General features: G+C 56.7%; 31 protein-coding genes. 9 read left to right on the forward strand and 22 right to left on the reverse strand.

Going from position 1 to position 25,473, the window contains the following annotated elements; genetic code table 11:
• Positions 1–15 precede the first annotated feature (15 nt).
• Positions 16–501, forward strand: a complete 486-nt coding sequence (locus AC6I79_RS23155; RefSeq protein ID WP_058781018.1) for a winged helix-turn-helix transcriptional regulator — start codon at positions 16–18, stop codon at positions 499–501.
• A 19-nt stretch (positions 502–520) separates the two neighbouring features.
• Here AC6I79_RS23155 and AC6I79_RS23160 read toward each other — a convergent pair whose 3' ends face one another.
• From AC6I79_RS23160 to AC6I79_RS23170, 3 genes are all read right to left on the reverse strand, one after another.
• Positions 521–832, reverse strand: coding sequence for a hypothetical protein (locus AC6I79_RS23160; protein WP_058758957.1), 312 nt, complete (start codon positions 830–832; stop codon positions 521–523).
• A 214-nt stretch (positions 833–1,046) separates the two neighbouring features.
• Positions 1,047–1,349 carry an EthD family reductase gene (locus AC6I79_RS23165; protein WP_021508836.1) on the reverse strand — a complete coding sequence of 101 codons (303 nt, stop codon included), beginning with the start codon at positions 1,347–1,349 and terminating at the stop codon, positions 1,047–1,049.
• A gap of 12 nt (positions 1,350–1,361) precedes the next feature.
• A complete protein-coding gene (locus tag AC6I79_RS23170; RefSeq protein ID WP_136547467.1) occupies positions 1,362–2,108 on the reverse strand; it encodes an SDR family NAD(P)-dependent oxidoreductase in 747 nt (248 codons plus the stop codon).
• A gap of 118 nt (positions 2,109–2,226) precedes the next feature.
• Between AC6I79_RS23170 and AC6I79_RS23175 the strand changes: the two genes are divergently transcribed.
• Positions 2,227–3,081 (forward strand): LysR family transcriptional regulator, encoded by an 855-nt coding sequence (locus AC6I79_RS23175; RefSeq protein ID WP_211724510.1) that lies wholly within the window; start codon positions 2,227–2,229, stop codon positions 3,079–3,081.
• A gap of 25 nt (positions 3,082–3,106) precedes the next feature.
• Here AC6I79_RS23175 and AC6I79_RS23180 read toward each other — a convergent pair whose 3' ends face one another.
• Positions 3,107–4,027: a LysR substrate-binding domain-containing protein gene (locus AC6I79_RS23180; RefSeq protein WP_369974304.1), complete on the reverse strand. Its 921-nt coding sequence runs from the start codon at positions 4,025–4,027 to the stop codon at positions 3,107–3,109.
• An 87-nt stretch (positions 4,028–4,114) separates the two neighbouring features.
• Here AC6I79_RS23180 and AC6I79_RS23185 point away from each other — a divergent pair, with 87 nt between their 5' ends.
• Positions 4,115–4,417, forward strand: coding sequence for a carboxymuconolactone decarboxylase family protein (locus AC6I79_RS23185; protein ID WP_021508832.1), 303 nt, complete (start codon positions 4,115–4,117; stop codon positions 4,415–4,417).
• A gap of 5 nt (positions 4,418–4,422) precedes the next feature.
• Complete coding sequence (locus AC6I79_RS23190; protein WP_159377584.1) at positions 4,423–4,821, forward strand: tautomerase family protein; 399 nt, start codon at positions 4,423–4,425, stop codon at positions 4,819–4,821.
• A gap of 92 nt (positions 4,822–4,913) precedes the next feature.
• On the opposite strand, the gene AC6I79_RS23195 is transcribed toward AC6I79_RS23190, so the two are convergent.
• The 9 genes from AC6I79_RS23195 to gcvA all read right to left on the reverse strand — a co-directional run bounded on the left by AC6I79_RS23195 (position 4,914) and on the right by gcvA (position 12,941).
• Positions 4,914–5,936 carry a C45 family autoproteolytic acyltransferase/hydrolase gene (locus AC6I79_RS23195; RefSeq protein ID WP_159377583.1) on the reverse strand — a complete coding sequence of 341 codons (1,023 nt, stop codon included), beginning with the start codon at positions 5,934–5,936 and terminating at the stop codon, positions 4,914–4,916.
• A gap of 19 nt (positions 5,937–5,955) precedes the next feature.
• Positions 5,956–6,678: a glutamine ABC transporter ATP-binding protein GlnQ gene (gene glnQ / locus AC6I79_RS23200; protein ID WP_159377780.1), complete on the reverse strand. Its 723-nt coding sequence runs from the start codon at positions 6,676–6,678 to the stop codon at positions 5,956–5,958.
• A 2-nt stretch (positions 6,679–6,680) separates the two neighbouring features.
• Positions 6,681–7,337, reverse strand: coding sequence for a glutamine ABC transporter permease GlnP (glnP, locus tag AC6I79_RS23205; RefSeq protein WP_021508828.1), 657 nt, complete (start codon positions 7,335–7,337; stop codon positions 6,681–6,683).
• Between the two features lie 51 nt (positions 7,338–7,388).
• Complete coding sequence (gene glnH / locus AC6I79_RS23210) at positions 7,389–8,141, reverse strand: glutamine ABC transporter substrate-binding protein GlnH (RefSeq protein ID WP_021508827.1); 753 nt, start codon at positions 8,139–8,141, stop codon at positions 7,389–7,391.
• 127 nt (positions 8,142–8,268) lie between these two features.
• On the reverse strand, positions 8,269–8,823 hold the full coding sequence (locus AC6I79_RS23215) for a carboxymuconolactone decarboxylase family protein (RefSeq protein ID WP_193751844.1): 555 nt from the start codon (positions 8,821–8,823) through the stop codon (positions 8,269–8,271).
• Entirely contained in the window at positions 8,820–10,148 is a 1,329-nt protein-coding gene (locus AC6I79_RS23220; protein ID WP_159377582.1) for an aspartate aminotransferase family protein, read from the reverse strand. Before AC6I79_RS23220 ends, AC6I79_RS23215 begins: the two co-directional genes overlap by 4 nt.
• A 127-nt stretch (positions 10,149–10,275) precedes the next feature.
• A complete protein-coding gene (locus tag AC6I79_RS23225; protein WP_104093462.1) occupies positions 10,276–11,133 on the reverse strand; it encodes a MurR/RpiR family transcriptional regulator in 858 nt (285 codons plus the stop codon).
• 197 nt (positions 11,134–11,330) lie between these two features.
• A complete protein-coding gene (locus tag AC6I79_RS23230) occupies positions 11,331–11,960 on the reverse strand; it encodes a LysE family translocator (RefSeq protein ID WP_159377581.1) in 630 nt (209 codons plus the stop codon).
• Between the two features lie 96 nt (positions 11,961–12,056).
• Entirely contained in the window at positions 12,057–12,941 is an 885-nt protein-coding gene (gcvA, locus tag AC6I79_RS23235; protein WP_058770406.1) for a transcriptional regulator GcvA, read from the reverse strand.
• 269 nt (positions 12,942–13,210) lie between these two features.
• Here gcvA and AC6I79_RS23240 point away from each other — a divergent pair, with 269 nt between their 5' ends.
• Genes AC6I79_RS23240 through AC6I79_RS23255 form a run of 4 tightly spaced genes read left to right on the forward strand, consistent with a single transcriptional unit; the run spans position 13,211 to position 15,123 of the window.
• Positions 13,211–13,651, forward strand: a complete 441-nt coding sequence (locus tag AC6I79_RS23240) for a VOC family protein (protein ID WP_498027813.1) — start codon at positions 13,211–13,213, stop codon at positions 13,649–13,651.
• A 35-nt stretch (positions 13,652–13,686) separates the two neighbouring features.
• Positions 13,687–14,217 carry a GNAT family N-acetyltransferase gene (locus AC6I79_RS23245; protein WP_264444749.1) on the forward strand — a complete coding sequence of 177 codons (531 nt, stop codon included), beginning with the start codon at positions 13,687–13,689 and terminating at the stop codon, positions 14,215–14,217.
• Positions 14,218–14,264: 47 nt separating this feature from the next.
• Positions 14,265–14,702 (forward strand): acetyltransferase, encoded by a 438-nt coding sequence (locus tag AC6I79_RS23250; RefSeq protein WP_264444281.1) that lies wholly within the window; start codon positions 14,265–14,267, stop codon positions 14,700–14,702.
• Between the two features lie 25 nt (positions 14,703–14,727).
• Positions 14,728–15,123, forward strand: coding sequence for a GFA family protein (locus AC6I79_RS23255; RefSeq protein ID WP_264251895.1), 396 nt, complete (start codon positions 14,728–14,730; stop codon positions 15,121–15,123).
• Here AC6I79_RS23255 and AC6I79_RS23260 read toward each other — a convergent pair.
• Positions 15,099–15,845 (reverse strand): metallophosphoesterase, encoded by a 747-nt coding sequence (locus AC6I79_RS23260; RefSeq protein WP_498027814.1) that lies wholly within the window; start codon positions 15,843–15,845, stop codon positions 15,099–15,101. The two genes, AC6I79_RS23255 and AC6I79_RS23260, sit on opposite strands and share 25 nt — an antisense overlap.
• 146 nt (positions 15,846–15,991) lie before the next feature.
• Here AC6I79_RS23260 and AC6I79_RS23265 point away from each other — a divergent pair, with 146 nt between their 5' ends.
• Complete coding sequence (locus AC6I79_RS23265; protein WP_010617874.1) at positions 15,992–16,732, forward strand: GntR family transcriptional regulator; 741 nt, start codon at positions 15,992–15,994, stop codon at positions 16,730–16,732.
• Here the strand turns inward: AC6I79_RS23265 and AC6I79_RS23270 are convergent.
• From AC6I79_RS23270 to AC6I79_RS23305, 8 genes are all read right to left on the reverse strand, one after another.
• Complete coding sequence (locus tag AC6I79_RS23270) at positions 16,719–17,699, reverse strand: PfkB family carbohydrate kinase (protein WP_498027815.1); 981 nt, start codon at positions 17,697–17,699, stop codon at positions 16,719–16,721. The two genes, AC6I79_RS23265 and AC6I79_RS23270, sit on opposite strands and share 14 nt — an antisense overlap.
• The gene (locus AC6I79_RS23275) at positions 17,686–18,708 is read right to left on the reverse strand and encodes an ADP-ribosylglycohydrolase family protein (RefSeq protein ID WP_193752263.1); all 1,023 of its coding nucleotides are present in this window, start codon (positions 18,706–18,708) and stop codon (positions 17,686–17,688) included. The genes AC6I79_RS23270 and AC6I79_RS23275 overlap by 14 nt, the downstream gene beginning before the upstream one ends.
• A gap of 17 nt (positions 18,709–18,725) precedes the next feature.
• A complete protein-coding gene (locus AC6I79_RS23280) occupies positions 18,726–20,000 on the reverse strand; it encodes a nucleoside permease (RefSeq protein ID WP_104093466.1) in 1,275 nt (424 codons plus the stop codon).
• Positions 20,001–20,389: 389 nt separating this feature from the next.
• Complete coding sequence (locus AC6I79_RS23285) at positions 20,390–21,700, reverse strand: MFS transporter (RefSeq protein WP_498027816.1); 1,311 nt, start codon at positions 21,698–21,700, stop codon at positions 20,390–20,392.
• Between the two features lie 108 nt (positions 21,701–21,808).
• Entirely contained in the window at positions 21,809–22,447 is a 639-nt protein-coding gene (locus AC6I79_RS23290; protein WP_159377578.1) for an isochorismatase family protein, read from the reverse strand.
• 9 nt (positions 22,448–22,456) lie between these two features.
• Positions 22,457–23,209 carry a maleate cis-trans isomerase family protein gene (locus AC6I79_RS23295; protein WP_021508811.1) on the reverse strand — a complete coding sequence of 251 codons (753 nt, stop codon included), beginning with the start codon at positions 23,207–23,209 and terminating at the stop codon, positions 22,457–22,459.
• Positions 23,206–24,027, reverse strand: coding sequence for an alpha/beta fold hydrolase (locus tag AC6I79_RS23300; protein ID WP_021508810.1), 822 nt, complete (start codon positions 24,025–24,027; stop codon positions 23,206–23,208). Before AC6I79_RS23300 ends, AC6I79_RS23295 begins: the two co-directional genes overlap by 4 nt.
• Positions 24,024–25,172, reverse strand: a complete 1,149-nt coding sequence (locus tag AC6I79_RS23305; RefSeq protein WP_159377576.1) for an FAD-dependent monooxygenase — start codon at positions 25,170–25,172, stop codon at positions 24,024–24,026. The genes AC6I79_RS23300 and AC6I79_RS23305 overlap by 4 nt, the downstream gene beginning before the upstream one ends.
• Positions 25,173–25,473 lie beyond the last annotated feature (301 nt).

Genomic DNA, 25,473 nt, shown 5'->3' on the forward strand with positions numbered 1-25,473 from the left:
AGAGTGAGAGAGAAGATGGCCAAACAGGAAGCGCTCAGAACCAGCGAATGCCCGGTCGCCCGGACCGTGGAGGTGATTGGCGAACGCTGGTGTCTGATGATCATCCGTGAAGCGTTTGATGATGTGCGCCGCTTCAGTGATTTCCAGAAAAACCTTGGACTGGCAAAAAATATCCTGGCGTCACGGCTGAAACTGCTGGTCGAAGTCGGTGTGCTTGAGAGTTGTCCGGCGTCAGATGGCAGCGCCTACAAGGAATATGTGCTGACCGAACGGGGACGAGCCGTCTTCCCAATCGTCGTGGCGATGCGCCAGTGGGGAGAGCGTTATTTATTTGAAAAAGGCGAGACACACTCGGTATTGCTGGATAACGCCAACGGCGAACCGTTACCTGAACTGGCCGTTTATTCTGCCCGGGGAGAACGGCTCGATCCCGCCGACTGTCATCGCCGGCGCGTCATAGCCGGTAATCGCGCTGATCAGGCTTCGTCGATCGTGAAATAACCGGGGTTTAGGCGTCGCATCAAACCGATCCCGCTTGTTCAATCACCAGCACCCGGGCTACACCCTGCGGATGTGCCACGTGTTCAGTGCCTTCGCTGGCATAAAAAATATCGCCGGTGGTTAATCGTTGGGTTCTCACTTCACCCGCTTGTTTGTAGAACATGTCAACGCAACCATCCATAACGGCAAACACCTCTTGTCCGTCATTGATATGCCATTTGTAGGGTTGATCGGTCCAGTGCAGTTTAACGCTGGTGTTATCAAAGCTGGCAATATGCTGAGACTCCCAGGCTTTGGAACCCGTAAATTCTCTGCTGCTGTAAAAATTCATGTTTGCGTCCTGTGTGCTGCTGCGGTGATAGCTCACACATGAAATAGCAAAAGGCAGCGCCACGTACCAGATTCAGGGATTGGTTTGTCCTGATTTGGCACCAGCGCGTCCCGTTTTTGCTGCCGGGATGTCTGCTTAATGCACAATACGTTCATTAAGCAGGCTATCAAACCGGTGAATGGAGGGCATAACCGCGCGGCGGCGTCGCTGCCGTTCAGAAGGGAATGAAATGGCTGCGAATCACCGTGGTGGCGTCGGTAAAATGCACCACATCTGCCATCACCCTTTTGGTTTGTTCGGACTCCAGCGCCCGGTTTACATCCTGCTGACAGGCAAACGTGTAAACACCGATGGAGAGCCAGCCGCTGCGGTCTGAAGCGGGATAGAACGCTTCCGCCGAAATGAGCCCATAATCCTGCCAGCACGCCAGCGCCAGCGGCAGGTGCGTGTGGGTATAATAGTCGCGGTCAAAGCGATGGGTTTCATCGCCGACGCACACCACCATCATCTGATGCATCCTTTTCTCCCGTTAACGCATGCCGCCTGACGCCATCATCACCTCGCCCGTCACCCATCCGGCATCGTCGGAAGCGAGATAAGCCACAATCGGCGCAATATCCTGCACCTGGCCAATACGGCCAAGCGGCGTCTGGCTTTCGTTCCAGCGCTGAAACTCCGATCCCATCGCGCCGGTGCTGTGCGTGCCTTCGGTTTCGATTAACCCCGGATTGACCGCGTTGACGCGGATGCCGCGCGGACCGAGTTCGCGCGCCAGCACGCCGGTAATGGCATCAATCGCGCCTTTGCTGCCGCTGTAGATAGCGCTCTCCGCCAGAAATACCCGCGTCACAAATGAGCTGATATTGATAATGCTGCTGCCCTTGCCCAGATGTGGCACCGCGGCGCCTGTCACCAGCAGCGGGCCGAGCACATTGATGTCAAACTGCTTGCGATACAGCGCTTCGCTGCTCTCTTCAATCTTCGCAAACTGATACACACCGGCATTGTTCACCACGATGTCCAGCCGGCCAAACTGCGCGAGGGTAGATTGAATGAGTGCCTCAACCTGCGGCTGATCGGTGACATCCGCTGCCAGCGCCACCGCCGTGCCACCGGCGGCCTCAATAGCGGCGACCACCTTATCCGCCCCGTTTTTATCGGCGGCATAGTTGACGACGATCTTTGCGCCGTCGGCGGCCAGCTGGCGGGCAATTGCCGCGCCAATGCCTTTAGATGCGCCGGTTACGAGGGCGACTTTGTCCTGAAGCTTCTTCATGTTCTGCAATCCTCAATCAGTTCAGTCTGGATGATGCCGTTATGGTGATAGCTACAAAGTTGTTTGAGAACTGCCATTTTTGTATATTCGACGTTCATTTTTGAACGGGGCGAGCGCAATGGAATGGAGCGATGTACGGATCTTTCTGGCAGTGATGCGCAGCGGATCCTATGGCGAGGCCGCGCGCCGGCTCGGCGTCAGCCATCCGACCGTGGGTCGTCGCATTAAGGTGCTGGAAGCGCAGGCCCATCAGGCGCTGTTTCGCCGCACGCCGGATGGCCTGGTGTTAACTGATGCCGGTGACGCCGTGCTGGGCCTGGCGGAAAGCATGGAAAATGCTGCGCTGGCGATGGAGAGACGGCTTGCGGGCAATCACCCGCGGCTGGAAGGTATTTTACGCATCTCCTGTGCCGAGTGGTTTGCCACCGCCGTGCTGGCGCCGGTACTGAGCGAGCTGACACAGCGCCATCCCGCTATCGTGCCGGAAATCATCGCCAGCTACCGTTTGCTCAATCTGTCGCGGCGCGACGCCGACGTGGCTTTTCGCATTGTGCCTTTTACCGAGCCGGATATCGTCCAGCGGCGCCTGATGAGCATGCCCTATGCGTTATACGGCACGCCTGAAAATGCCCGCGCATTGCAACACGACCCCGCCTCAGTGGGGCTGATCCTGATGAATACCGCGCAAGCGCATTTTCCGGACGTCGTCTGGCTGCTCGATCAATTTCCACAGTCACGGCGGGCTTTTACCAGCACCAGCCGGGCGGTGCAGGCGCAGATGTGCCGGCGCGGCATGGGCGTGGCGGTGTTACCCCAGCCGCTGGGCGATGCCACCGATGGACTGCAGCGGATTCCCACCCCGCAGCCGCCGCCTTCGCGCGATATCTGGGTAGGCTATCATCAGGATCTGCGGCACATGGATCGCCTGCGCGCCATGCTGGAAATCGCCGATGCGCTGCTGATTGCGAAGTAACTGTCGCAGGGATTAGCGCAGCAATTCAGGCGGGCCTCAGACCCGGTAACGGCTCTATGCTGCGCAGCGCATTTTCCATCAGTCTGGCCAGCAGGTTTTGCGCATTCGGTTCAGTCTGGCTGCCACTTTTTTGTTCCAGCGTAACGCCCAGCGCGCCCAGTGGCGGCAAAACATTGCCGGCGCTCACCAGGTTAGCGGGCATGCCGACCCGCGTGCGCACGGTGATCCCCAGACCGGCCCGCACCGCCGCCCAGATGCCGCTCAGGCTATGGCTGACAAACACGATTCGCCATGCAATGCCCGCCCGGTCCAGACTGTCGATGGCGCGCGAGCGCATCAGGCATGGATTATCAAACATCACCAGCGGCAGCGGTTCGCCCTGGCTTATCATCGCGCTGACGTCGCAGTCGGGGTGGGCGATCCACTCCAGCGGGAACTGGCCGATCAACACGCCTTTACGCTGCAGCGGTTGTGCCTGCCACAGCAGCGCCATATCAAGAGCATCGCTGTCCAGCGCTGCAAGCAGCTCCTGATTACGCGCCACGCGGGCGACGATCTGCAGCCCGGGATGGTGACGTGTAAATTCGCCCAGAATACCGGGCATCAGGGTGTCACCAAAATCTTCCTGCATGCCCAGGCGCACTTCCCCCTGCAGCCCTGCACCGCTGAAGGTGCACAGTGCTTCGTCGTTCAATGCCAGCAGACGGCGGGCATAACCCATCATCACTTCCCCCTCACGGGTTAACGCCAGATGACGCCCGCTTTTCACCACCAGCTTGCTGCCACATTGCTGCTCCAGCTTTTTCAGCTGGGCGCTGACCGCCGAAGTGGATCGACAGAGCCGCACGGCGGCCTGCGCAAAACTGCCACACTCCATGCCGGTGACAAAACTGCGCAGCGCATCCAGATCCAGCGTCTGAGCTAACTTTTGCATAATCGTCCTGATTTATGGGATGAATGACGGTGTTTTATTTGATTTTCAGGATGGTTATGTTTCGCCACAATCGCGGCTGAGTCAATACGGAGAAACATCATGGCAAAAACACTCGATAGTAAAACGCTGGCGCGCATCGCGCCAAAGCTGGCGGAACTCAGTCAGCAGGTTCTTTTCGATGACATCTGGCAACGAGACGCGCTTACGCCGCGCGAACGCAGCCTGATTACGCTGGCCGCACTGACGGCGCTGGGGCGAGTGCAACAGCTGCCGTGGCATATCGAATTCGCGCAACAAAATGGCCTGGCACGAGAAGAGATCGTCGAAGTGTTCACCCATCTGGCCTTTTATGCCGGCTGGCCGGCGGCGGTGTCAGCGCTAAGCTGTCTGGAAGAGGCGTAACCCTCATGCCTTTTACCCGCATCATACTGCGTCAGGGTTACAGCGACGCGCAATTAACGCAGATTTCCGACATCCTGCAACAAAGTCTGGAGGACGAATTTGCCGTTCCACCCGGCGACCGCTTTCAGGTATTTGAAGAACTGCCGGCACGGCTAAGGGTGTTTGATCGCCACTATAAAAGTCGCGGGCGTTCAGAGAATTTTGTTCAGTTCATGATTACTGCGGGCAAGCCGCGCAGCCGCGAACAGAAGCACAAGCTGTGTCGCAAATTGTGTCAGCAACTCTCGCAATCGCTGGATATCGATCCGCAGGATGTGATGGTGATTATTCAGTTTAACACCGTCGATGACTGGAGTTTCAGCGACGGATGTCTGATGTCCGAAGAAGCGCGTATCCACGAGTAACATTGTCAGTATTGCTGGCAGCGCGGGTTAGCGCGCTGCCAGCAATCACTGTCCGGCTTCAGAGATGAACTGTGGAGATTAAAAAGAATACCTCATTGACGACCAGCAGATTGCAAAGCGGCGCGTTGGCGGTCGCGCGTGAAGATCTGCCACGTCACCGCGTCATCACTCAGGGTAAAAATAGCCGTGGCGAGGGTATTTTCCTCATCCGGATCCCGCGGCGACAGGCGGTAAATCGGCAACGCTGCATCCTGTTGATCCGATAAAACCGCCTTAGCCGCCGCGCCATCTACCGCCGTTTGCGTCGTCAGCCATGTCTCCAGACGCTGCTGGCGCGAGCCGGAACTGGCGGTAACCACCTGTTCGACGGCGGCAAGCTGCGGGTGAATAAGATGGTTAGCGTGCCCGAAAGGCGCAGTCAGTGGGATCACTGAACAGCCTGAGCCTGTCGCTTCAATACTGATCAGGCGGCTATCGCCCTGCTGCCCCAGCGTATGGTGAAACGCACCGGCGCGCGGCGTGGCGCTAAGTATGGCGATCGCTTCATCCAGCGTGGTCGCATTCAGCGACGCGCGGGCGATGATCTGGCGCGGCATGCCATCCGGACGATGCTGTGCGCGAATGTTATTAACGGTGTTAACGATGCCCTTCTCATTAACGGCAAAAGTGTGACCGCAAAGTGATGCCGGATAGGCGAAGCTGGTGAACGCGAGCCCGTCATCGGGGGTCACGGTGACCAGCGCACAGTCGTCACGCAGCTGGGGAAAACCATCTTCGTTGTGCGCAATGATCAACTCCCCGCTGGCACTTTTCCCCGCCACCGTGGTGCAACCATCCGAAGTTGAACGCACCAGATCGCCCCGGCAGTTCCACGCAAACACCTCGTCAATCGGTGCCTGTAATCCTTCAGCCAGTCCTTCCAGCTCCTGCCAGATCAGCGGGAACTGGCGCTGAACCCGCGCGCGCATACTGCGGATTTGCTGCGTATCTTTCATGGCGGTGACCGTTTGCCAGAGACGGGTATGCCTGAGTTTGTTATGCCAGGCATCACGGCCAAAGTCACCGAGTTGCTGACCAATAACAAAAGCCGAACCACGGAAGTCGAGTTTTTTCATAGCGTTATTTCACTTCATTTCAGGATACATGTTGCAGAAATTCTTTCAGACGCGGATTACGGCTGGCAGTCAGCAGCATATCAGGTGGCCCATCTTCGGCAATGGTACCGCCATCAATAAAGATCAGCCGCGAAGCCACATCGCGGGCAAAGCCAATCTCATGCGTCACAATCACCATGGTCATGCCCTCTTCAGCCAGCGCGCGCATCACTTTCAGCACTTCATGACGTAACTCCGGATCCAGCGCGGAGGTTGGCTCATCGAACAGCATCATTTTCGGCCTGACGGCCAGTGCCCGGGCAATCGCCACGCGCTGCTGCTGGCCCCCGGAAAGTTCAGACGGATAGTGGCTGGCGCGATCGCGCAAGCCAACGCGCTCCAGCAGCGCCAGCGCCTGCTCGCGCGCCGCGGCTTTCGTTTGATGACGCACGCGAATCGGGCCGAACATCACGTTTTCCAGCGCTGTCAGATGCGGGAACAGGTGGAACTGCTGAAACACCATGCCGGCTTCGCGGCGGATATCACATTCATTCGCATGCGGATCGGTGATGTGCATTCCGGCGACCAGCAGCGTCCCGGATGAGATCTCTTCCAGTTTGTTGATGCAGCGTAGCAGCGTTGATTTGCCTGAACCTGAAGGGCCGATAATCACCACCACCTCGCCGGACTCAATTTTTAAATTGATATTGTGCAGGACCTGCGTGGCACCGAAATTTTTCGACACTGCGTTAAATTCAACCATGCTCATAAAATATGGATCCTTTTTTCCAGCTGCTTCAGTAAAAAGCTCAGGCATAACGTCACCAGCAGATAAATCATGGCCACCGCCGTCCACACTTCCAGCGCCCGGAAATTACCCGCAATGATCTCCTGCCCCTGACGCGTCAGTTCTGCCACGCCAATCACAATAAACAGTGAGGTATCTTTAATACTGATAATCCACTGGTTACCTAAAGCCGGAATCATGCGCCGTAACGCTAAAGGCATAATGACATACCACAGCGTACTGCGCTGCGATAAGCCCATCGCCAGACTCGCTTCTTTAAAGCCTTTATTGATTGAGAGGATCGCGCCCCGGGTAATTTCAGCAATGTAGGCACCGGAGTTAATCACAATGGTCACGATCGCGGCGGTGACGGGATCAATTCTTATCGGCAACACCATCGGCAGTGCAAAATAGATGAACATTACCTGCACCATGATGGGCGTACCGCGAATAAGCTCGACAAAAATAAGTGACAGCGTTTTGGCGATTTTTCCGCCCAGAGCACGGCAGGTTCCCGCCAGTAAGCCAATAATAAAACCGCCCAGCAGACCTGACAGCGAAATAATCAAGGTCAGCTGCAGACCCTGCAGCAGTAGCGGCAGAGATTCCCAAATATATTTACTGTCAAAATTCATAATTTAACCTGTAAACGCTAAACAAGGCCGGAGGGCTCCGGCCTGGCAGGATTATTTCGGCTGCTTAGCAAACCATTTCACGTAGATTTTGCTGTAGGTGCCATCCGCGCGCAGGGCCTGCAGCGCGGCGTTGATCTTAGGCGTCAGGCTGCTGTTTTTCTGCATGGCAAAGCCATACTGCTGCGGCAGAATCGTGTCGTTTTCACCGCTGGCTTTGACTTTGCCATCGCCCGCCGTTTTCACGTAGTACAGCACATTGGGCGAGTCGTGGACCACCGCATCAAGGTTGCCAGCCTGCAAATCCAGATAGGCGTTGTCGATATTAGGAAACTCAACATAATTTGCCTTGTATTTACTTTTCATAAAGCTGGCTGCGGCCGTGCCCTGTTTCAGACCCACTTTCTTGCCGGTTAAATCGCTGAATTTCTTAATGCTGTTATCATCGCTTTTGACAGCCATTAATAAGTCGGCGTCATAATAACCGTTGCTGAAATCCACCACCTGCTTACGCGCATCGGTAATGGTAATGCCTGCCATCGCGACATCCAGATTCCGTGATTGCAGCCCCGGAATCAGGCCACCAAAGTCCATTGGGTGTAATTCATAGCTGACATGCATTTTCTTCGCGATGGCATCCCATAAATCAATGTCAAAGCCGACGTATTTATCACCTTGCTTAAATTCAAAAGGAACAAAAGCCGTATCAACCCCGACGGTTAATTTATCCTGCGCCGCAGCGATAAAACTGGCGGAACAGGCAACCAATGCCAGTGTAACCTTTAATTTATTTAAAAATGCAGACATAATAACCCTCAGCGTCAGTAAGATAGCGTGCAATGATCGTCATCCAGTGAAATAACCCGGCGGACATGGTCAAAGAAGGTGGTTAATATAATGGGCGCATCAGGTACGCCCGGAGTAATGCGACAACTTATGCAGGAAGCAAGTGATCCTGCGTAAAGGGTACCGGCGTCTGCGCGCCGTTCATGATCATCGAGAGAAAACTGTAATAGCCGTTAATGCCTATCAAATCCACCACGCCCTTCTCGCCCCATAATTCGATGGCTTGCTGCCAGGTGGCATCACTGATTTTCTGTTGCTGATGTAACTGCTGGCAAAACTGATAAATCACCCACTCATCAGGCTGCAAATCCGCGGGCTGACGTTTTTCATTGATGGCCTGCACCGCTGCAGCAGAAATCCCCTTTTCGCGCGCTATCGGCGCATGGATTGCCCACTCTACCGGCTGTGACCAGTGCCTTGCCGTAATTAAAATCGCCAGTTCCGATAACCGCTGGCCCAGCGCACTGCGATAGCGCAGATATTCCCCCATACGCTGTGCATGTGCCATTAACTCGGGGCTGCGCAGCAGCGGCTCAAACGGAGGCAGCAGCGCGCCGCGCGGCCCGTTGATAATCTCTTCCGCGAGCGGACGTTGCTGCTCATCCCAGTCCTGCTCCGCCAGCGGCGGTAATCGGTTAATCATAATTTGCCGGTCTCTTCACGTATCACGGTGTTCAGCGTATCCACGACAAAATCCAGTTGTTGCGGGGTGACGATAAACGGTGGGGCAATTAAAATATGGTCGCCATAGTGCCCGTCCAGCGTGCCGCCCATCGGATAGACCAGCAAACCGCGCGCCATACAGTTGGCCTTGATGGCTGCGTGAAGTTTCATCGCCGGATCGAACGGGGTTTTTGTGGCTTTATCACGCACCAGCTCCACACCGGCAAACAGGCCGCGGCCGCGCGTATCACCGACGTGCGGTAACTCCCCCAGCACGTCGCGTAGCGCCTTGTGCAGATAAGCGCCCTGCTGCTGAACCGCCTCCAGCAGATGGTCGCGCTCAATCACCTGCTGAACTGCTAACGCCGCCGCCGCGGCTGTCGCGTGACAGATATAAGTGTGTCCATGCTGGAACAGACCGCTGCCAGCCTGCAGCGCAGACACGATCTTCTCACTGGCCAGCACCGCGCCGATGGGTTGATAACCGCCACCCAGTCCTTTGGCGATGGTAACTAAATCAGGTACCACGCCATCCTGTTCGAACGCGTGCAGTGTGCCGGTACGCCCCATTCCGCACATCACCTCATCGGCGATAAACAAAATGCCGTATTTGTCGCACAGGCGACGTACACCCTGCAGATAGCCCGGCGTCGGCGGCGTGGCACCGCTGGTAGCACCGACTACCGTCTCCGCGCAGAAGCCAATAATCGTTTCCGGGCCCGCATCGATAATCGCCTGCTCCAGCTCGCTCAATAGCCGCTGGGTATACTGCTGCTGGGTTTCATCGGCATGGCGATCGCGATACTCATTGCAGGCGGAAACGCGAATCACGTCGATTAACAGGGGTGCGAACTGACGCCGGCGCCATTCGTTGCCACCCACCGCCAGCGCGCCCAGCGTATTGCCGTGGTAGCTCTGTTTGCGGGCGATGAAACGGGTGCGCGCAGGCTGTCCGATCTCAACAAAGTATTGCCGGGCCAGTTTCAGCGCGGTTTCCACCGCCTCCGAACCGCCCGACACGAAATAGGCATAGTTAAGATCGCCCGGTGCGGTGCGCGTTAACTGTTCGGCGAGCTGTTCAACGGTATCGCTGGTGAAGAAACTGGTATGCGCATAAGCCAGTTGATCGATTTGACGGTGCATGGCTGCGAGGACGTCAGGATGGGCGTGGCCCAGGCAGGAAACGGCGGCGCCACCGCAGGCATCAAGATACTGTTTTCCCTGTGCATCAAAAATGTAGGCCCCGTGTGCGCCCGTGGCCACGGCGGGCACGCTACGCAGACTGCGGTGAATGATACGGCTCATGCTGGTCCTGCTCCTGAATACGCTTCGTTGTTGAAACGTATCTTGCAGGATCCATTTGAATCACGTCAACGCAATAATGATTCAATCTCATTCAATATTCTTATGAAAGATACAAATGAATCATCTGTCAGGATTTGCCGGCATGCACGTAAGCGCCGGAATCGATTAAATAGCGTTCGGCGTTTTCAATTTTACTGACCGCATCACGTCCATGACGGGCCACCAGCATCGCCAGCAGGCACTCTGCCAGGCCCATGCCAGAGACGACAGACGGGAAGAACGATGGGCTGTCCAGTGAAAACCGGAGCGAGCAATCAGCGGCCTGCGCCAGCGGCGAGACCGGTGAGTCGGTGATGGCGATGATCTTTGCACCCGCCTGCTGCGCTGCGCGCAGTACATCAAGTGATTCGCGTGAATAAGGGGCAAAGCTGGTAAGTAACAGGCAATCCGCGGCGGTCAGTTCACGTGTGAAAACTTCGATATTGCTCGCCAGACCATCCACCAGTGATACCTGACGATTGAACAGCCGATACACATAAAATAATGACCAGGCGATCGGAAAGCTGGCGCGGAAGCCGCAGATGTAAACATTGTCAGCCGCATCGAGTAAGGTCACGGCCTGTTCCATTGCCTGGCGGTTTTCGTTCTGCGTAAAGGCCAGGTTGGTCTGATGGGCCTGAAACATCGCATCATACAGCTGCGGCTGCGTGCCGGCAGCCACCAGCTTTTCCGCTTTCGAGACGTAGGTATCATTGCGCAGGCCGATGTCATCGATGAATGCGTCTTTGAGTTCACTCCAGCCGTTATAGCCCAGCCGTTTCGCCAGGCGCAGCAGCGTTGCCGGTTTCACCCCGGCCTGCTGCGCAAAGGTGCGCATGGATTGCACCACCAGTTGATTGGCATTCTGCAGTGAGAATTCGGCAGCCCGCTGTAGTTCTGGCGATAATTCACTGAACTCGCGGACGATAGTTTCCTTTAGATTCATGGCAACGATTCACAGGCTTTGACGTTCAGGTATCTAAACACATTTGAGATCAAGACTCTAGGCGCGGTTATCACACCAGAGTGACGGCCTGAAGCAGGGCGCGATGCGTCGCGCCGCGGCGACGAGGCTGCTCATGGTGGTTTACTTAACTGAGCGGCCTGTCGCTATTGAGGGCGAACCTGAGGTTAAAATTTGCTTTATTGACGACTCAACACCAGTTTCAGTCCGGCAATGGCGAAACAGCAGGCTAATAGCGCATCTAATCCCCGGCGGATACGACGGTAAAACGCGTTCATTGCTGCAGTGGAAAATATCAGCGCATAGCCGCAGAAAACCGCAATGCAAATCGCCGCACAGCCGAGAATAATCAGCGGTAAGGTCGAGGCTGCGGCGTCCGGTTTGAGCGCGACGGACATGATCGCGACCCAGGTTAAAATGGCTTTCGGATTACCGACGTGCATCAAAATTCCCTGACGAAATAACGCGCCATACGCAACACGGTGATCGCTGATAACGGTTTTATCGGCAGCAGTGCGGGTTAACGCAGATTTACCGGCTTTGTATGACAGCCACAACAGATATAACCCGCCGCCGATTTTCAACACCAGCAGCAATTGGGCAAACGTCGCCAGCACGGTTAATACCCCGCAGGCCGCCAGCAGCGCCCACAGCATTGAGCCGCCAATTACCCCGCCCGCAAGCGCTAAGGCGGCACCGCGCCCTTTATTCATCGCCGTTCCCATAATCGCCATATTACTCGGACCAGGGCTGGCCGTTGCCACAAAATAAGTGGTGTAAATCAGCATTAATTCGTGTGAAAGCGCCATGAGATCCTCTGCAGGTGAAATGTCCTGAACCTGTTATATCGGCTTGCTCAGGAATTTACTATGTCTTGTTGATATGAAGAAATGCCGGACGCTGTTCTATTCCGTGGACTGCTGCATGAGCCAGGCTCTTACTTTTACCACGGCAGAACGCAGCAGCGCTTCGTGAGGCGTAATAAGCCAGTACGCGTGTCCGGTATTCAGCGTATTTGGAAACGGTGCCACCACTTCACCAGATGCAAGGTTCGCCTGAACAAATCGCCTGCGCATCAGCGCTACGCCCATGCCGGCAAGCATCGCCAGCCACGCCCCGCTGCCATCGCTATACAAGGGCCCTTTACCGGAATCAATATGCCCGACACCGGCTTCAGCGAGCCAGCGCTGCCAGTCTTCCCGGTGCATATCATGCAGTAACGTGACGCGACCGAGTGCGGCAAGTGCCGGCGGTTCCCCCAGCTGCTGCGCCACAGCAGGAATGCAGACTGCAAGGTAGTCGTCGTCGATCAACTTCTCACTCACGCAACCCTCACAGAAACCGTTGCCATGCCGTACGGCCAGGTCGATACCATCCGTGGCGAAAGACTGAATGCGGGAAGTGGCACTGATGCGCAGGTCGATATCCGGACAGGCACGTTCAAAATCAGCCAGTCGCGGCAGTAACCAGTGGGTCGCAAATCCGGTGGTGCAGGCCAGCGTGATGGTATTTTTTTGTGTCTCCTGCACCAGCGTTTCAGTGGCTTCACGTATCAGGCTGAAAGCTGAAGCAATCGAGTAGTAATAGCCCTGACCGGATGCCGTCAGCGCCAGCTTGCGTCCATTTCGCTGAAACAGTGGCAGGCCCAGTTGCCGTTCCAGTTCCCTGATGTGCAGGCTGATCGCGCCGGGCGTGACGTGCAACTCCTGGCCTGCAAGGGTCATGCTGAGGTGCCGGGCAACGGATTCGAACGCCTTCAGGGCGTTAAGAGAAGGCAGGCTGTTTCGCATTGTTTAGTTTTCCTAAAAAACAGGCGGAAATTAAATCGTTTTTATTTCCTCTCCGTCAACGTTATTAATAGGCATATAGCACGCGTTGCCGTGTCGTTTTTATCTTAAAACTATTGATTTATATTGAAATTTTAAGAGAGAGTACCGTTTCACGCACCACGCCTCCACATGGAAAAATGAGCAGCGACCAGGCCCTTTATGGCGATTAACCTTTACCAGGCTTGAGTTTTTGTCGTGTCAGGGAGGCAATAAATGGAGACAGGATGCAGATGAAGGATATCGATGTTGGATTTACCCACGTTGCGTTTATGGTGAGGGATCTGGAGAAGAGCATGGATTTCTACCGCCGCTATGCAGGAATGAAGGTGATACACACCCGTGAACCTGACGTCCCGGCTGCCCGCAAGGTGGCATGGCTGAGCGATCATACCCGCCCTTTCGCACTGGTTCTGGTGCAGGCGGATGACGTGTCAGATACGCCACTGGGTAAATTTGGACACTTAGGCATTGCCTGTGCGTCACGCGAAGAGATCGATCGTAAAACAGCGATGGCCGTCGCCGAAGGCGTGTTACGTAAAGTCCCTGAAGAGGCTGGCGAACCGGTGGGATATTACGTATTTTTTGCCGATCCCGATGGCAATACGCTGGAGCTGTCTTTCGGGCAGCGCGTCGGGCTTGAAGCGATACGCACCGCTCCCGGTTTACTTTAACTCGCCTGCACGCAGGCAGCGGAGAACATATGGCGCTGACGTTGCCGATTTATACTCAACGCCTGGTGTTGCGCAAGCTGACAGTAGCTGATTTGCCGCATCTGTCGCGCTATCGCAATCTGCCAGACGTTGCTCGTTATCAAAGCTGGGAAGAATTTACCCGGCAGGACGCTGAGAAATTATATGCGCAGCAGGATGCGCTGCCGTTCAACAGCGATAACACCTGGTTTCAGCTTGCCGTAGCACACCAGGAAGACAACCGGCTGATAGGGGACATCGGAATTCATTTTTTTGATGAAGGAAGACAAGCTGAACTCGGCATGACATTTGATGCCGGATATCAGAAACAGGGTTTTGCGCTTGAAGCAATGAGTGCCATCGTTACTCTGCTTTTCACGCAGTTTGCAAAACACCGGCTCACAGCCGTAGTAGACACACGTAATATTCGCGCCATAAACCTGCTGGAAAAGCTGAATTTTCGCCGTGAAGCGCACTACCGGCAGAATATTTTTTTCAAAGGGATGTGGGGCGATGAATATCTTTATGCGCGGCTGGCCAGCGATTAGCGCAGGCATTGCGTTAAGCCATCGCGTAGGCATGTTAAGGAGGCGTTGTGACAATTAGCGAAGTAAGCAAGGAAGAGTATCACTTACTGATTCAGGTCTGGGAGGCTGCCGTCCGGGCAACGCATCATTTCCTGAATGAACAGGATATCCTGCGGCTCAGACAGCTTATTCTGGAAAATTATTTTGATGCCGTTGTTCTGAGAAAGATGACCGATGAAAACCATGACATTGTCGGATTCATCGGCGTGCAGGATGAGAATATCGAGATGCTTTTCGTCTCGCCCGCTCATCACAAAAAAGGGATCGGTGCACGGTTAGTCCGTTACGCTATTCGTCATCTTTCAGCGAAGAAAGTGGATGTTAACGAACAAAATACCGCTGCGCTCGGGTTTTATCAGCATCTGGGCTTTCAGGTGACGGGACGGTCTTCCGTTGATGGTGAGGGAAAACCGTTTCCCCTCCTCCATCTGAAGCTGATGCAATAATCCGGCAGAGGAATCAGGAGAAAAAATGAACGGAAGTTGTCTCTGTAAACGTGTGCGCTACGAATGCGATCGCCTGGCGGGCAGCATTACGCATTGCTGCTGTCATACCTGCAGGAAAGCGCACGCCGCCGCTTATACCTCCACAGCGCGCGTGCGGCGTGAGGATTTCAGGTGGACCCAGGGAGAAGAATTTCTGACGGCATTTAATTCTTCCCCGGATAAGTTGCGTTATTTCTGTTCAGTCTGCGGATCTCATCTGATGGCTGAAAGACCTCATCAGAGCCACGTGATTCTGCGTGTGGCCACGCTGGACGACGATCCCGCTCAGACGCCGGTTTCCTATATCTGGTGCTCGCACACCGTGCCGTGGCTAACAGAACGCGACGATGTGCCTCATTATGAGCAGGATAAAGAAACATGATGACTGGTCAAAACGCCGCTGGCGAAACGGTGCACCATCAGTGCCGGTGGATCATTCACCGGCGGAACCCGCTGGCTGCCGAACCACAGCGGATTCGCCGGGCAAATTGAGCCACAAATATAAGCCGGAACCCCTGCAAACATGCCTGCTGCGGGCCGGTGCACATGCCCGGCTGCAATAGCCAGTATTCTGGCCCGGTTGCGTCTGAGGATCGACTCAAGCTTATCAAGCCCGCGACACATTGATTCATCCAGCGTCGGTATGCCCGATGCGATAACCGGATGATGCAGAAAAAGCAGCGCTGGCAATGCAGGCGTATCGCTGAGTTGTCTTTCCAGCCATTCCAGATGCTCCCCGACGCTGCCAAAATTCTGTTTATTCACCGTGGAGTCCAGCCCCAGCATACGCAAACCGCCCATATCCTGAACAAAATGCTGCGCGTCTGCCGGGGTGTTTTTCGCCCAGTGATTTTCATGCCATGTCGTTTGCATGAGTCGTCGATCATCGGCGTTGCCCGGCAATATAAATGTAGGGTAATGCTGCTGGCGCAGTTGCTCAGCTATCTGCCAGTAACCCTGCCGCCACTCGCCATCAACAAGATCGCCCGTTAACACTAGCGCATCCGGTTGCACATGGGTGAGCCACGCCAGCGACCGCGCCAGGCGCAGCAGGTGATCATTGTCCGGTGCGGCATGGATGTCTGAAATCTGAGCGATTAACATAATGTCTCCGGAAATAAACAAGCGAACCAACAGGGCCGTCTGGCAGCATAGCACCCGCACCGTCACGCGACGCTGGCTGCGCGCCGCATTAAAATTCAGTATTATAGCGGTTCCTGCCGCTGACCCGAGTGAGTGCCCTGCCCGCTATGACTGACCACAATGCGCTGTTGGCGCGGTTGACCACCACACTGGCGGCAGAGAGCCGCACGCCGCTGTACAAACGCTTTGCCAGTGCGATTAAAGAGGCGGTGCGCGATGGCACGCTGGTGCACGAAGAGATCCTGCCGGGCGAGCGCGAGTTCAGCCAGTCGCTGAACATTTCGCGCATCACCGTGCGTAAAGCCATGGACGAACTGGAAAAAGAGGGCGTCGTGTTCCGTTCCCGCGGCTACGGCACGCAGATTTGCAGCCAGTTTGAATATTCACTCAAAGAACCAAAAGGATTGTCACAGCAGGCGGTGTTGCGCGGTAAAACGCCGGACACCGTATGGATCAATAAAAGCAAAATTGCCTGCAGCGCAGAGATCGCCGAAAAGCTGGGGCTGAGCACGGGCAGCGATGTCTACCTGCTGAAACGTATTCGCTATGTTGACCGCCAGGCGGTCTCGGTTGAAGAGTCATGGGTGCCGGCGCGCTACATTGCCGATGCCGATGAGATTGGTATTTCGCTGTATGACTATTTTCATCGCCAGCAGATCCTGCCGGTGAAATCCCAGAGCCGGGTCAGTGCGCGTATGCCGGACGAAGCCCTGCAGCAGCAAATTGCCCTGCCCGCCAATGTGCCGGTGCTGGTAATTAAGCAGCTGGCTCTCGACGCACAGGGCAATCCACTGGAGTACAGCATCAGCTACTGCCGCAGCGATATGTACGTGTTTATTGCTGAGTAAGGCGTTGCTGCCAGTAAGCGCGCAGGGTGGCGCGATCGGGCGCACAGTCGCCGCCGCGCCGGGAAACCACATATGACGCCACTGCGTTGCCCAGCGCAACGCTCTCCGCCAGTGACCAGCCGGACGCTAATCCCGCCAGTAACCCGCCAGCATGGCTGTCGCCCGCGCCGATAGTATCGACCACCGTTGTCGCCAGCGCGGGCACCCAGCCCTGCACCTCAGCGTCGATGTATCCGGCACCTTCGCTGTCCAGCCTTAACACCATCGCGCCGCCAAACTGCTGCTGCCAGCGCGCCATCAGCTGATGAGCGTCGAAAGGTTCGGATGCGCGCAGACGCTCATGCCACAGCAGCTCCGCTTCCTGCCTGTTCACTGTAATCAGTGGCTGCAGCGCCATGATGCGCGCAAACTGCGCCTCGCCGATGTCCGCCAGCCGCGGGCCAAAATCCACCAGCAGCTGATACGGCTGTGCCTGCTGCTCCAGCCAGTCGATCAGCACCTCGCCGCTTTTGCTGGTGAGCTGATAACCGGAGAGATAGATCCAGCGCTGCGCCGGCTGCGGCAATGTGCGCAACAGCGCGGCGTCCCACTGGTTTTCCACGCCACTGACGGAAAGAAAGGTGCGTTCGCCATCCGGCTCGACCAGCGCCAGACACCAGCCATTATCACCGTGCGCATTTTCCAGTACGCTCTGCACACCGTATTCCGCCAGCTTCTGTCGCACGATACTGGCCCAGATACCGTTCCCCAGCGGCAGCGCGTTGATGGATGGAATGCCGAGACGATGCAGCGCAATGGCGACGTTAAGCGCGCAGCCGCCAACGTTCACGCCCTGCTGATGCAGTTCGATGTCGCTGCCGCGATACGGTAACGTCCAGGCATCGGCAATCACATCCACTACCGCCGCCCCCACCACGCACACTGGCAACCGGCCCGCCAGCCGTGACAGATCGTCAGGCGTCAGCATAGGCGGCCTCGCGCTGCTGGCGGAAACGGACAAACGCACGGCTGTAATGGGTGAAATCCAGCGCGTTAGCGGCATCCAGCTCCGCTTTTAGCTGTGCATCGATCGCGTCGATACCGTGCAGCGCGCCGCAAATGGCAACCGCCATCGCGCCGATGGTATCCGTATCGCCGCCCAGATTGGCGCACAGAATGGCGCAGCGGTTGGGATCGGTGGCTGCCAGTTCGACCATAGCGATCGCTGCCGGTACCGATTCAATGGTGCTGGTGCCGGTACCGACCAGATCGTAGATCTGCTGCATGGTCGACTCGGTGCCCCTGCCCTGCGCCACCACCTGCAACGCCAGTTCGATGCGGGCCGCCATCGCCGCACTGAAAGTGGTGACGCGCCGCTCCTGCGCCGCGCGGGCAATCGCCGGCAGTTCGTCACGAATTGTTGCCCAGTCGCTACCGTCAATCGCGCGGGAGATTGCCCAGGCGATCGCGGTGGCACCGGCAATCGCCACGTCGGATTTGTGTGTCGGACTGGAGGCCAGCGCGACAGCATCAATAAAAGCCGGCAGGTCACGCGCCGGCAGCAGACAGCCCAGCGGCGAGACACGCATCGCCGCGCCGTTGGTCAGGCCGTTATTTTCCAGCTGCGCCACCGGCGTACCGTTTTTCAGCGCGTTAAGCGCGATTTTGGAGGTCGGCCCAAGCACATTTTTGTTAAAGGCATCAAACGCTTCCGCCCAGCGCAGAATATTGGCGCCGATGGTTTCCGCATTAATTTCGCCGTCGTGACTGATAATGGCATCGGCCAGCGCCAGCGCCATTGAGGTGTCGTCAGTGAAAGCCGCCCGGCCAAAGTAACAGGCGGCATTGTTTTCTGCCGGGCCGGGCAGGAAGCGATCGATCCAGCCGAAGTGCTGTTTCACGCGGCTGCGCGGCCACAGTTCCGATGGCATGCCCATCGCATCGCCCAATGCCTGGCCGTAAAATGCGCCCAAAATCCGTTTTTCCTGGTGTGTCATCGTCATGGTTACATCTCTTATTTATGGCTGTCAGCGGTTGCTGAGTGTTCAAAAGCGGTTAATTCATCACTGCGTTTTTTGCCGTCGCGGAACAGAACGATAAAGGCGATGGTGATGATGACTATCATCACGCTGCCAAACATCCACATCCCCGCCCAGTTGAAGGTCTGGCCGTTGCGCGGCTGGTCATACGCGAACATCTCCTGCATCAGATAGCCGCCGAGGCGGTAACCCAGCAGGCTGCCGATGCCCTGACAGGCCAGGGTGATCAGGCCCTGCGCAGCGTTACGCATCGCCACCGGCGCTTTCTTATCCACATAAATGTAGGCGGTGATGAAGTAGAAGTCGTAGCTGACGCCGTGCAGCAGAATGCCCATAAACAGCAGGCCGAAGGTCAGCAGGTTTTGATCGCCGCCGAACACAAAGAACACGTAGCGCAGCGCGGCAGTGACCAGGCCGAGCAGCAGCACTTTGCCGATGCCAAAGCGTTTAATGAAGAACGGCAGCGCCAGCAGGAAGAAAATTTCTGATACCTGGCCGAGCGTCATCCAGCCGGTGGCGTGTGGCAGACCGACTTCGGTCAGATATCCCTCAGCGAAGATGTAGTAGAACGCCAGCGGCATACTGAACAGGAATGAACAGACAAAAAATACGAGGAAGCTGCGATCTTTCAGCAGATGCAGTGCGTCGAGGCCGAGCGCCACGCGCAGGCTGAACTTGCCGGTGCTTTTGGGTTCGGTGGCCGGCAGGGTCAGGGCGAACAGGCCAAGCAGCAGCGAACTGGCCGCGGTGATCAGCAACGGTACGTTGCTGGCGGAGATATCGCCAAAGCCGAGCAGCGGCGGCAGAAAACCGCAGGCGATGCCGGAGGCGATCCAGCCGATAGTGCCCATCACGCGGATGCGCGGATAGTCGCGCTCCACGTCACCGACGTGGGAAAACGCAATACTGTTGGTCAGCGCAATGGTCGGCATATAGGTGAGCGCATACAGCAGCAGCAGCGGAAAGAAGCTGCTGAAGTGCGTCTGCTGTGCGGCAAAGAACATCAGAATCGCGCCGGCGATTGTCAGCAGCGATAACACTTTCTGTGCCTGGAAGAAACGGTCAGCCAGCGAGCCGACCAGAATCGGTGACAGGATGGCAGCGATGGAGGTACAGGCGTAGCACCAGGCGATCTCAACCGGCGAAAAGCCGTTTTTGCTGAGAAATGCCCACAGCGGCACGAACCATGCCCCCCAGATAAACCACTCTAAGAACATCATGAACGACAGCTTTGGAATTGTAGTTTTCATCGAAATAGACTCCCCGGTGTTGGTAGAACCAATCTAGCACCAGAATAGACACCTTTATAATACCTTTAGCTGATAGTTTGAGCTATCCCACAAGATTTTTACCTTATGGATAACCGATAAGCGAGGAGGATTGGGTGCGGGTGGGCGTGACGGTCTGGCGGGGTGTGGAGCTGCATCCTGCGGCTGTGAGACGGTCGCCATGAATGGCGTAATCCTTGTCAGTTATCTTTGAATTTGTACATAAATGATTGCACTTATCGTAGCGGCGCAATTTATTGCGCGATGAATCGCGCCGCTACGAATTTGTGCGTATTGCAGTTTCTGAACTATTCGGCATTACGCCATCAATGGCAATCCATCAGCGATCGTTCAAATAGGTAAGGTATTCGCTACCGATTCACCAGCTTCGCTGGCAGCGCGACCACCAACAGCGAACTGAGCAGCAGACACACGGTGAAGAACCACAGCGCGCCGTTGCTGCTGCCGGTGAGGTCCAGCGCCACGCCCATCACGGAATTACTCACCAGTCCGGCGATATTGGCGATCGAACAGGCCAGCGCAAAACCCGCCGCGGCCGCCGTGCCTTTCAGGAACGTAGCGGGCAGACTGAAAAACACCGGCACCGCCCCGATAATCATTGCCTGCGCAATCGAGAACAGCAGCACGGTCATCGCCACGTTGTGAGCAAAGAAGGTGCTGGTGCCCATCGCTGCCGCGCCAATAATAAACGGAACAATGATGTGCCAGCGGCGTTCACGCAGGCGGTCTGAGCTGGCACCGATCGCCAGCATGCCAATCAACGCCGCCAGACTGGGGATCGCCGTCAGATAGCCAATGGTGGTGATATCGGTGGTGCCGGCATTCTTAATAAAGGTCGGCATCCAGAAACCCATGGCGTAAGCGCTGAGCAGAATCGAGAAGTCGATGCCGCCGAGCATCACCACGCGAATATTCAGCAGACCATCGCGCAGGCTGTGTTTCAGCCCTTTGGCGTCACCTTCGTCGCGCGCCAGTTCGCGCAGCACCGCCTGCTTCTCACTGCTGCTGAGCCAGCTGGCGCTCTCGACGCTGTTCGGCAGCAGCCAGAACGTCAGCACACCCAGTAACACGCTGGGCAGACCTTCCAGCAGAAACAGCCACTGCCAGCCGCGCATGCCGTAAACCTCATGAAAATGCCCCATGATCCAGCCGGAAAGCGGTCCGCCAATCAGGCTGGAGAGCGGCAGGCCAATCATAAACAGCGCAATGATGCGGCTGCGGCGCCACGAGGGAAACCATTTGGTGAGATAGAACAGCACGCCAGGCAGAAAACCGGCTTCGGCCGCGCCGAGGAAAAAGCGGATGATGTAGAACTGGGTCGGCGTTTGCACCAGCAGCGTGGCGGTCGAGAGCAGGCCCCAGGTAATCATAATGCGCGCGATCCAGATCTTTGCGCCGACCCGCTGCAGGATCAGGTTGCTCGGCACTTCAAACAGGATATAGCCGACAAAAAACAGCCCGGCACCCAGACCAAACGCGGTCTCGCTCAGCGCCAGATCGCTCGCCATCTGTAGTTTAGCCAGGCCGATATTGATGCGATCAAGATAGGCCGCGAGATAACACAGGCAGAGAAACGGAATCAGCTTCCAGGTGATTTTGCGATAAATCGAAGCGGTGTCTTCGGCTGCCAGCGCAGCAGGACGGGTTGAAACGTCAGTCATGGTGTTCTCCGGGCGCAATAACCCCGTCGTCGGGGAGATGTTGTTATGCGTCTCAGCCGCAGCCGAAACGGACTGTTTGTGCGCACTCCGTGCAGGTGAAACGCGCCCTTAACGGGCGCTGAACTTCCCGAGATACTCCAGCGCCGCGGCTTTACTTACCACGTCGCCATATTTACTGTCGATATCAAACAAATTGGCCTGATGCGGCGCATCATGGCGATCGCCCACGCATTCGCGCACCACCATGGCGCGAAAACCGTATTGCAACGCATCCACTGCGCTGGCGCGGATGCAGCCGCTGGTAGAGCAGCCGGCGATCAGCAGCGTATCAATGCCCTGCGCTACCAGCATCGATGCCAGAGACGTGCCAAAAAACGCGCTGGCATACTGTTTGGTGATCACCACTTCTGCGGCAAGCGGCTGCACCGCCGGACAAAACGCGGCGAGCGGATTGCCCTCCACCATGTCACGCATCACCGGGGCTTTCTGCACCCAGATCCCGCCGTCCTGCTGATGCTGCGGATGGTAGCGAATCTGCGTATGGATCACCGGAATCGCGCACTGGCGCGCCGCCGCCAGCAGGCCCTGTGCGGCGGCCACCGCTTCCACCACGCCCGGGGCAAACAGCGCGGCGCCCGACGTGGTGTAGCCCTGCAAAAAGTCGATCATCAGCAGCGCCGGACGCTGACCAAAACCGATGCGGTTGCCCCAGACACCGGCGTAGTTATCACTGACACTCTGGCTCATGGTTTCTCCTTACCACGCACCGGACAGCAGTGCGCCCGCGCCCGGCACCACCGGCTCCAGCTCCAGCGCCTTCAGCAGAGCGTACGTGGTGGCAATGGCGGCCGTAATTACCGGCTTGCCGGTCTGCGCCTCCACTTTTGCCACCGCCGGCAGCGATGGCATCTGCACGCAGGCCGATAGCACCACCACATCAACATCCGTCAGCGTCATGTCCGCCACGATGCCGGGTAAATTGGCCGGGTCGTGGCGGGCGACGGCGAGGTTATCGGCAATTTCCAGCGCGCGCCACTGCTTTACCTCAATCCCTTCGCGCTGGATGTAATCCACCACCAGCTCGGTCAGCGGCTTCATGTAGGGGGCCACCAGCGCAATCTTCTTCGCGCCCATAATATGCAGCGCATCGACCAGCGCGCCGGCACTGGTGATCACCGGTGCCAGCGCCTCGTTGTCGCGCGTGACCTGCGTCAGGCGCTGCTGCGACTGGCGATGATAGCCCGGGCCCATCGCCATGATCGCTACCAGACAGGCATAGCCAAGCACGTCAACGCGCGCGTCGGACAGCTCCAGCGCACAGCGGTCGGACTCTTTATCCATCGCCGCCAGTTCATCTTTATTGACATGCTTCATACGCATACGGCTGGAGTGGAAGGTAAACCGCTCCGGGCGAATCAGCTGGCGCGCCTGCAGCATGGCGGGAATTTCGGTTTCCATGGTGATGTTGGAACTCGGCACAATCTGGCCGATACGATACGAACGCGTCATGGCTGCGTCTCCGGAGTCAGTGAGGGGCCAAGGAAGGTGCCAAAGGCATTAAAGAAACCGTGAAAATCATCCCACGGGATCATGTGACCAGCGCCGGCTACCCGGCTGATCTCAATGGTCGGGAGCAGCTCGCGGATTTCGGCTTCATCTTCCGCCTGAATGACGCCGCCCTTGCCTGCCACCATCAGCAGGGTTTTTGCCGGCAGCTGAGGGAAATATTGATGGATATCGAGCTGGTGAAAATCGTCGTAGGCGCGACGGATGGCCGGCGTATAGCAGGTGTGCAGCCACTCGGCGCGCAGCTGGCGCTGGTCATCGCTCCAGGCCGGGCAGTATTGCTTCATGGCTTCAGCATCCATGCCGCGCTGCGCGTCGCGAATGGAATCTTCATACCACGGCCACTGACCCGGATAGAGACGCCGGCCCGGACCGGAAACCGGCGGATCGATCAGCGACAGCGACAGCACGCCGGCCGGCTGTTTCACCGCCGCACGCATGATGAAGCGCGCGCCCATCGAATGGCCAACCAGGTGATAGCGCGTCAGCCCCAGCGCATCCGCGAAGGCGTTGATGTCATCGGCGCAGCTCTCCATGCCGTAATCCAGCCCTTCACCGCTGCTGGAGAGCCCGCGACCGCGCACGTCCAGTACCCAGGTATCAAAATGCTGCGCAAAAACTTCCGCTACAAAACCCCAGGTGATCGCCGGGCTGGTGATACCCGGTACGAGGATCAGCGCGGGCCCGCTGCCGCCGTAGCGCAGATAGTGCTGGCGAATGCCGTTGGCCTGTACCTGACCGCCGTGCATAAAACGGCTCATGAGTTCACCTCGCTTTTCAGCGGCGCGGCAAACACGTCGTAGCCGTAAACCCAGGCCGGATCTTCCTGGGTGCGCAGGAAAGTATTGGCGTTAGAGACGGCCTGCACGCGCGACGCACGTTCTTTGCGGTTGGCTTCATACAGGCGGAATGCGGTGCGATAATCATCAAGACCGGTTTCCGTCAGGCAGCGCGACAGCATGGCGGCATCTTCGATGGCCATCGCAGCGCCCTGCGCCATGTGCGGTTTCATCGGATGGCAGGCATCACCCAGCAGCACAATGCGCCCTTCGCTCCATACCGGCAATGGCTGACGGTTGAGCAGCGGCCATTTGGTGACCGATTCGCTGCACTCGATCAGCGCCTGTACCACCGGATGGTAGTGACCAAACGTTTCCAGCATCTCCTGCTGACTACTTTCAACGAAGCTGCCTTTGATATCCCACGCCGGGTGCGGCACACCGGAGACGTAATAATATTCGTCGCGCGCTTTGGTGGTGTAATAGACCATCAGATGACGATCTTCAGACCACCACTTGACGCAATCTTCAAAGCTGAGGTTGTATTTGCGCAGTTGTTCGCCGCGGATCAGCGCACGGTGCGCCACCCAGCCGCTGTAAGTGGGCGCTTCCACCCCCAGCAGATGTTCACGCAGCTTTGAGTTGATGCCATCCGCGCCAATCACGATATCCGCGCGCGCTTCGCTGCCATCCTGAAAACGCAACACCACATCGCTGCCGCTGTCTTCGACGCTGCTCAGGCACTTGCCGAACTGGACGCTGCCCGGCTGCAGACTGGTCATCTGCATGGCCTGCAAATCGCCCCGGTGCACCGTGACATAAGCCGCACCGTACTCTTTGCGCGCATAAGCGCCCAGCGGAATGCGTGACAAATACTCCCCGGTCTCGCCGTCGCGGCTGAACCAGAAATCGGGATGCGAAGCCAGATCCTCCAGCTGCTGTTCGATGCCCATGCGGCGAAACACCTTGAGCACGTTCGGCCCCATGTGGATGCCGGCACCCAGACGGGAGAAAGCCGGGCTTTGTTCATAAACCGTGACATGAAATCCCGCTTTCTGTAACAGCGAGCCGGCGGCAAGCCCGCCCAGCCCGGCACCGATCACCGCGATGCGTTTCATATTGCTCATATTTTCCTCTCACACTGACGCTGATTTGAAGGTATGCACGCGGATAAACGATCAAACCCGACGCTGAATTTATAGTGCATACACTTTAATTATTGAGGTTATGACACTGTTAAAAGCAACCGTATTTACAGTGAAAACTCGATAACATGATGTTAATCACAGCCTGATGATAAGGTTAAATAGGCTTTTCTTATGTCAAAAAGAAATGCTTGCACTGTTCTTCGCAACACGTCTATAACAAACACATAAAGCGTGTTCGCTATAAATAGCTGAAGTTTTACGCAGCAAATTGTCTGACATC

It is taken from the genome of gamma proteobacterium symbiont of Scutellera amethystina (assembly GCF_059730845.1).

Excerpts from the sequence above, each read along its gene's own strand:
- AC6I79_RS23280 (WP_104093466.1), bottom strand. The coding sequence starts at position 20,000 with ATGAAAACTACAATTCCAAAGCTGTCGTTCATGATGTTCTTAGAGTGG.
- AC6I79_RS23215 (WP_193751844.1), bottom strand. The coding sequence starts at position 8,823 with ATGATTAACCGATTACCGCCGCTGGCGGAGCAGGACTGGGATGAGCAG.
- AC6I79_RS23265 (WP_010617874.1), top strand. The coding sequence starts at position 15,992 with ATGACTGACCACAATGCGCTGTTGGCGCGGTTGACCACCACACTGGCG.
- AC6I79_RS23165 (WP_021508836.1), bottom strand. The coding sequence starts at position 1,349 with ATGCATCAGATGATGGTGGTGTGCGTCGGCGATGAAACCCATCGCTTT.
- AC6I79_RS23285 (WP_498027816.1), bottom strand. The coding sequence starts at position 21,700 with ATGACTGACGTTTCAACCCGTCCTGCTGCGCTGGCAGCCGAAGACACC.
- AC6I79_RS23195 (WP_159377583.1), bottom strand. The coding sequence starts at position 5,936 with ATGAAAAAACTCGACTTCCGTGGTTCGGCTTTTGTTATTGGTCAGCAA.
- AC6I79_RS23160 (WP_058758957.1), bottom strand. The coding sequence starts at position 832 with ATGAATTTTTACAGCAGCAGAGAATTTACGGGTTCCAAAGCCTGGGAG.
- AC6I79_RS23155 (WP_058781018.1), top strand. The coding sequence starts at position 16 with ATGGCCAAACAGGAAGCGCTCAGAACCAGCGAATGCCCGGTCGCCCGG.
- AC6I79_RS23255 (WP_264251895.1), top strand. The coding sequence starts at position 14,728 with ATGAACGGAAGTTGTCTCTGTAAACGTGTGCGCTACGAATGCGATCGC.
- glnP (WP_021508828.1), bottom strand. The coding sequence starts at position 7,337 with ATGAATTTTGACAGTAAATATATTTGGGAATCTCTGCCGCTACTGCTG.
- AC6I79_RS23260 (WP_498027814.1), bottom strand. The coding sequence starts at position 15,845 with ATGTTAATCGCTCAGATTTCAGACATCCATGCCGCACCGGACAATGAT.
- AC6I79_RS23295 (WP_021508811.1), bottom strand. The coding sequence starts at position 23,209 with ATGACGCGTTCGTATCGTATCGGCCAGATTGTGCCGAGTTCCAACATC.
- AC6I79_RS23240 (WP_498027813.1), top strand. The coding sequence starts at position 13,211 with ATGAAGGATATCGATGTTGGATTTACCCACGTTGCGTTTATGGTGAGG.
- AC6I79_RS23300 (WP_021508810.1), bottom strand. The coding sequence starts at position 24,027 with ATGAGCCGTTTTATGCACGGCGGTCAGGTACAGGCCAACGGCATTCGC.
- glnH (WP_021508827.1), bottom strand. The coding sequence starts at position 8,141 with ATGTCTGCATTTTTAAATAAATTAAAGGTTACACTGGCATTGGTTGCC.
- AC6I79_RS23230 (WP_159377581.1), bottom strand. The coding sequence starts at position 11,960 with ATGGCGCTTTCACACGAATTAATGCTGATTTACACCACTTATTTTGTG.
- AC6I79_RS23290 (WP_159377578.1), bottom strand. The coding sequence starts at position 22,447 with ATGAGCCAGAGTGTCAGTGATAACTACGCCGGTGTCTGGGGCAACCGC.
- gcvA (WP_058770406.1), bottom strand. The coding sequence starts at position 12,941 with ATGCGAAACAGCCTGCCTTCTCTTAACGCCCTGAAGGCGTTCGAATCC.
- AC6I79_RS23170 (WP_136547467.1), bottom strand. The coding sequence starts at position 2,108 with ATGAAGAAGCTTCAGGACAAAGTCGCCCTCGTAACCGGCGCATCTAAA.
- AC6I79_RS23220 (WP_159377582.1), bottom strand. The coding sequence starts at position 10,148 with ATGAGCCGTATCATTCACCGCAGTCTGCGTAGCGTGCCCGCCGTGGCC.
- AC6I79_RS23175 (WP_211724510.1), top strand. The coding sequence starts at position 2,227 with ATGGAATGGAGCGATGTACGGATCTTTCTGGCAGTGATGCGCAGCGGA.
- AC6I79_RS23185 (WP_021508832.1), top strand. The coding sequence starts at position 4,115 with ATGGCAAAAACACTCGATAGTAAAACGCTGGCGCGCATCGCGCCAAAG.
- AC6I79_RS23225 (WP_104093462.1), bottom strand. The coding sequence starts at position 11,133 with ATGAATCTAAAGGAAACTATCGTCCGCGAGTTCAGTGAATTATCGCCA.
- AC6I79_RS23190 (WP_159377584.1), top strand. The coding sequence starts at position 4,423 with ATGCCTTTTACCCGCATCATACTGCGTCAGGGTTACAGCGACGCGCAA.
- glnQ (WP_159377780.1), bottom strand. The coding sequence starts at position 6,678 with ATGGTTGAATTTAACGCAGTGTCGAAAAATTTCGGTGCCACGCAGGTC.
- AC6I79_RS23275 (WP_193752263.1), bottom strand. The coding sequence starts at position 18,708 with ATGACACACCAGGAAAAACGGATTTTGGGCGCATTTTACGGCCAGGCA.
- AC6I79_RS23305 (WP_159377576.1), bottom strand. The coding sequence starts at position 25,172 with ATGAGCAATATGAAACGCATCGCGGTGATCGGTGCCGGGCTGGGCGGG.
- AC6I79_RS23270 (WP_498027815.1), bottom strand. The coding sequence starts at position 17,699 with ATGCTGACGCCTGACGATCTGTCACGGCTGGCGGGCCGGTTGCCAGTG.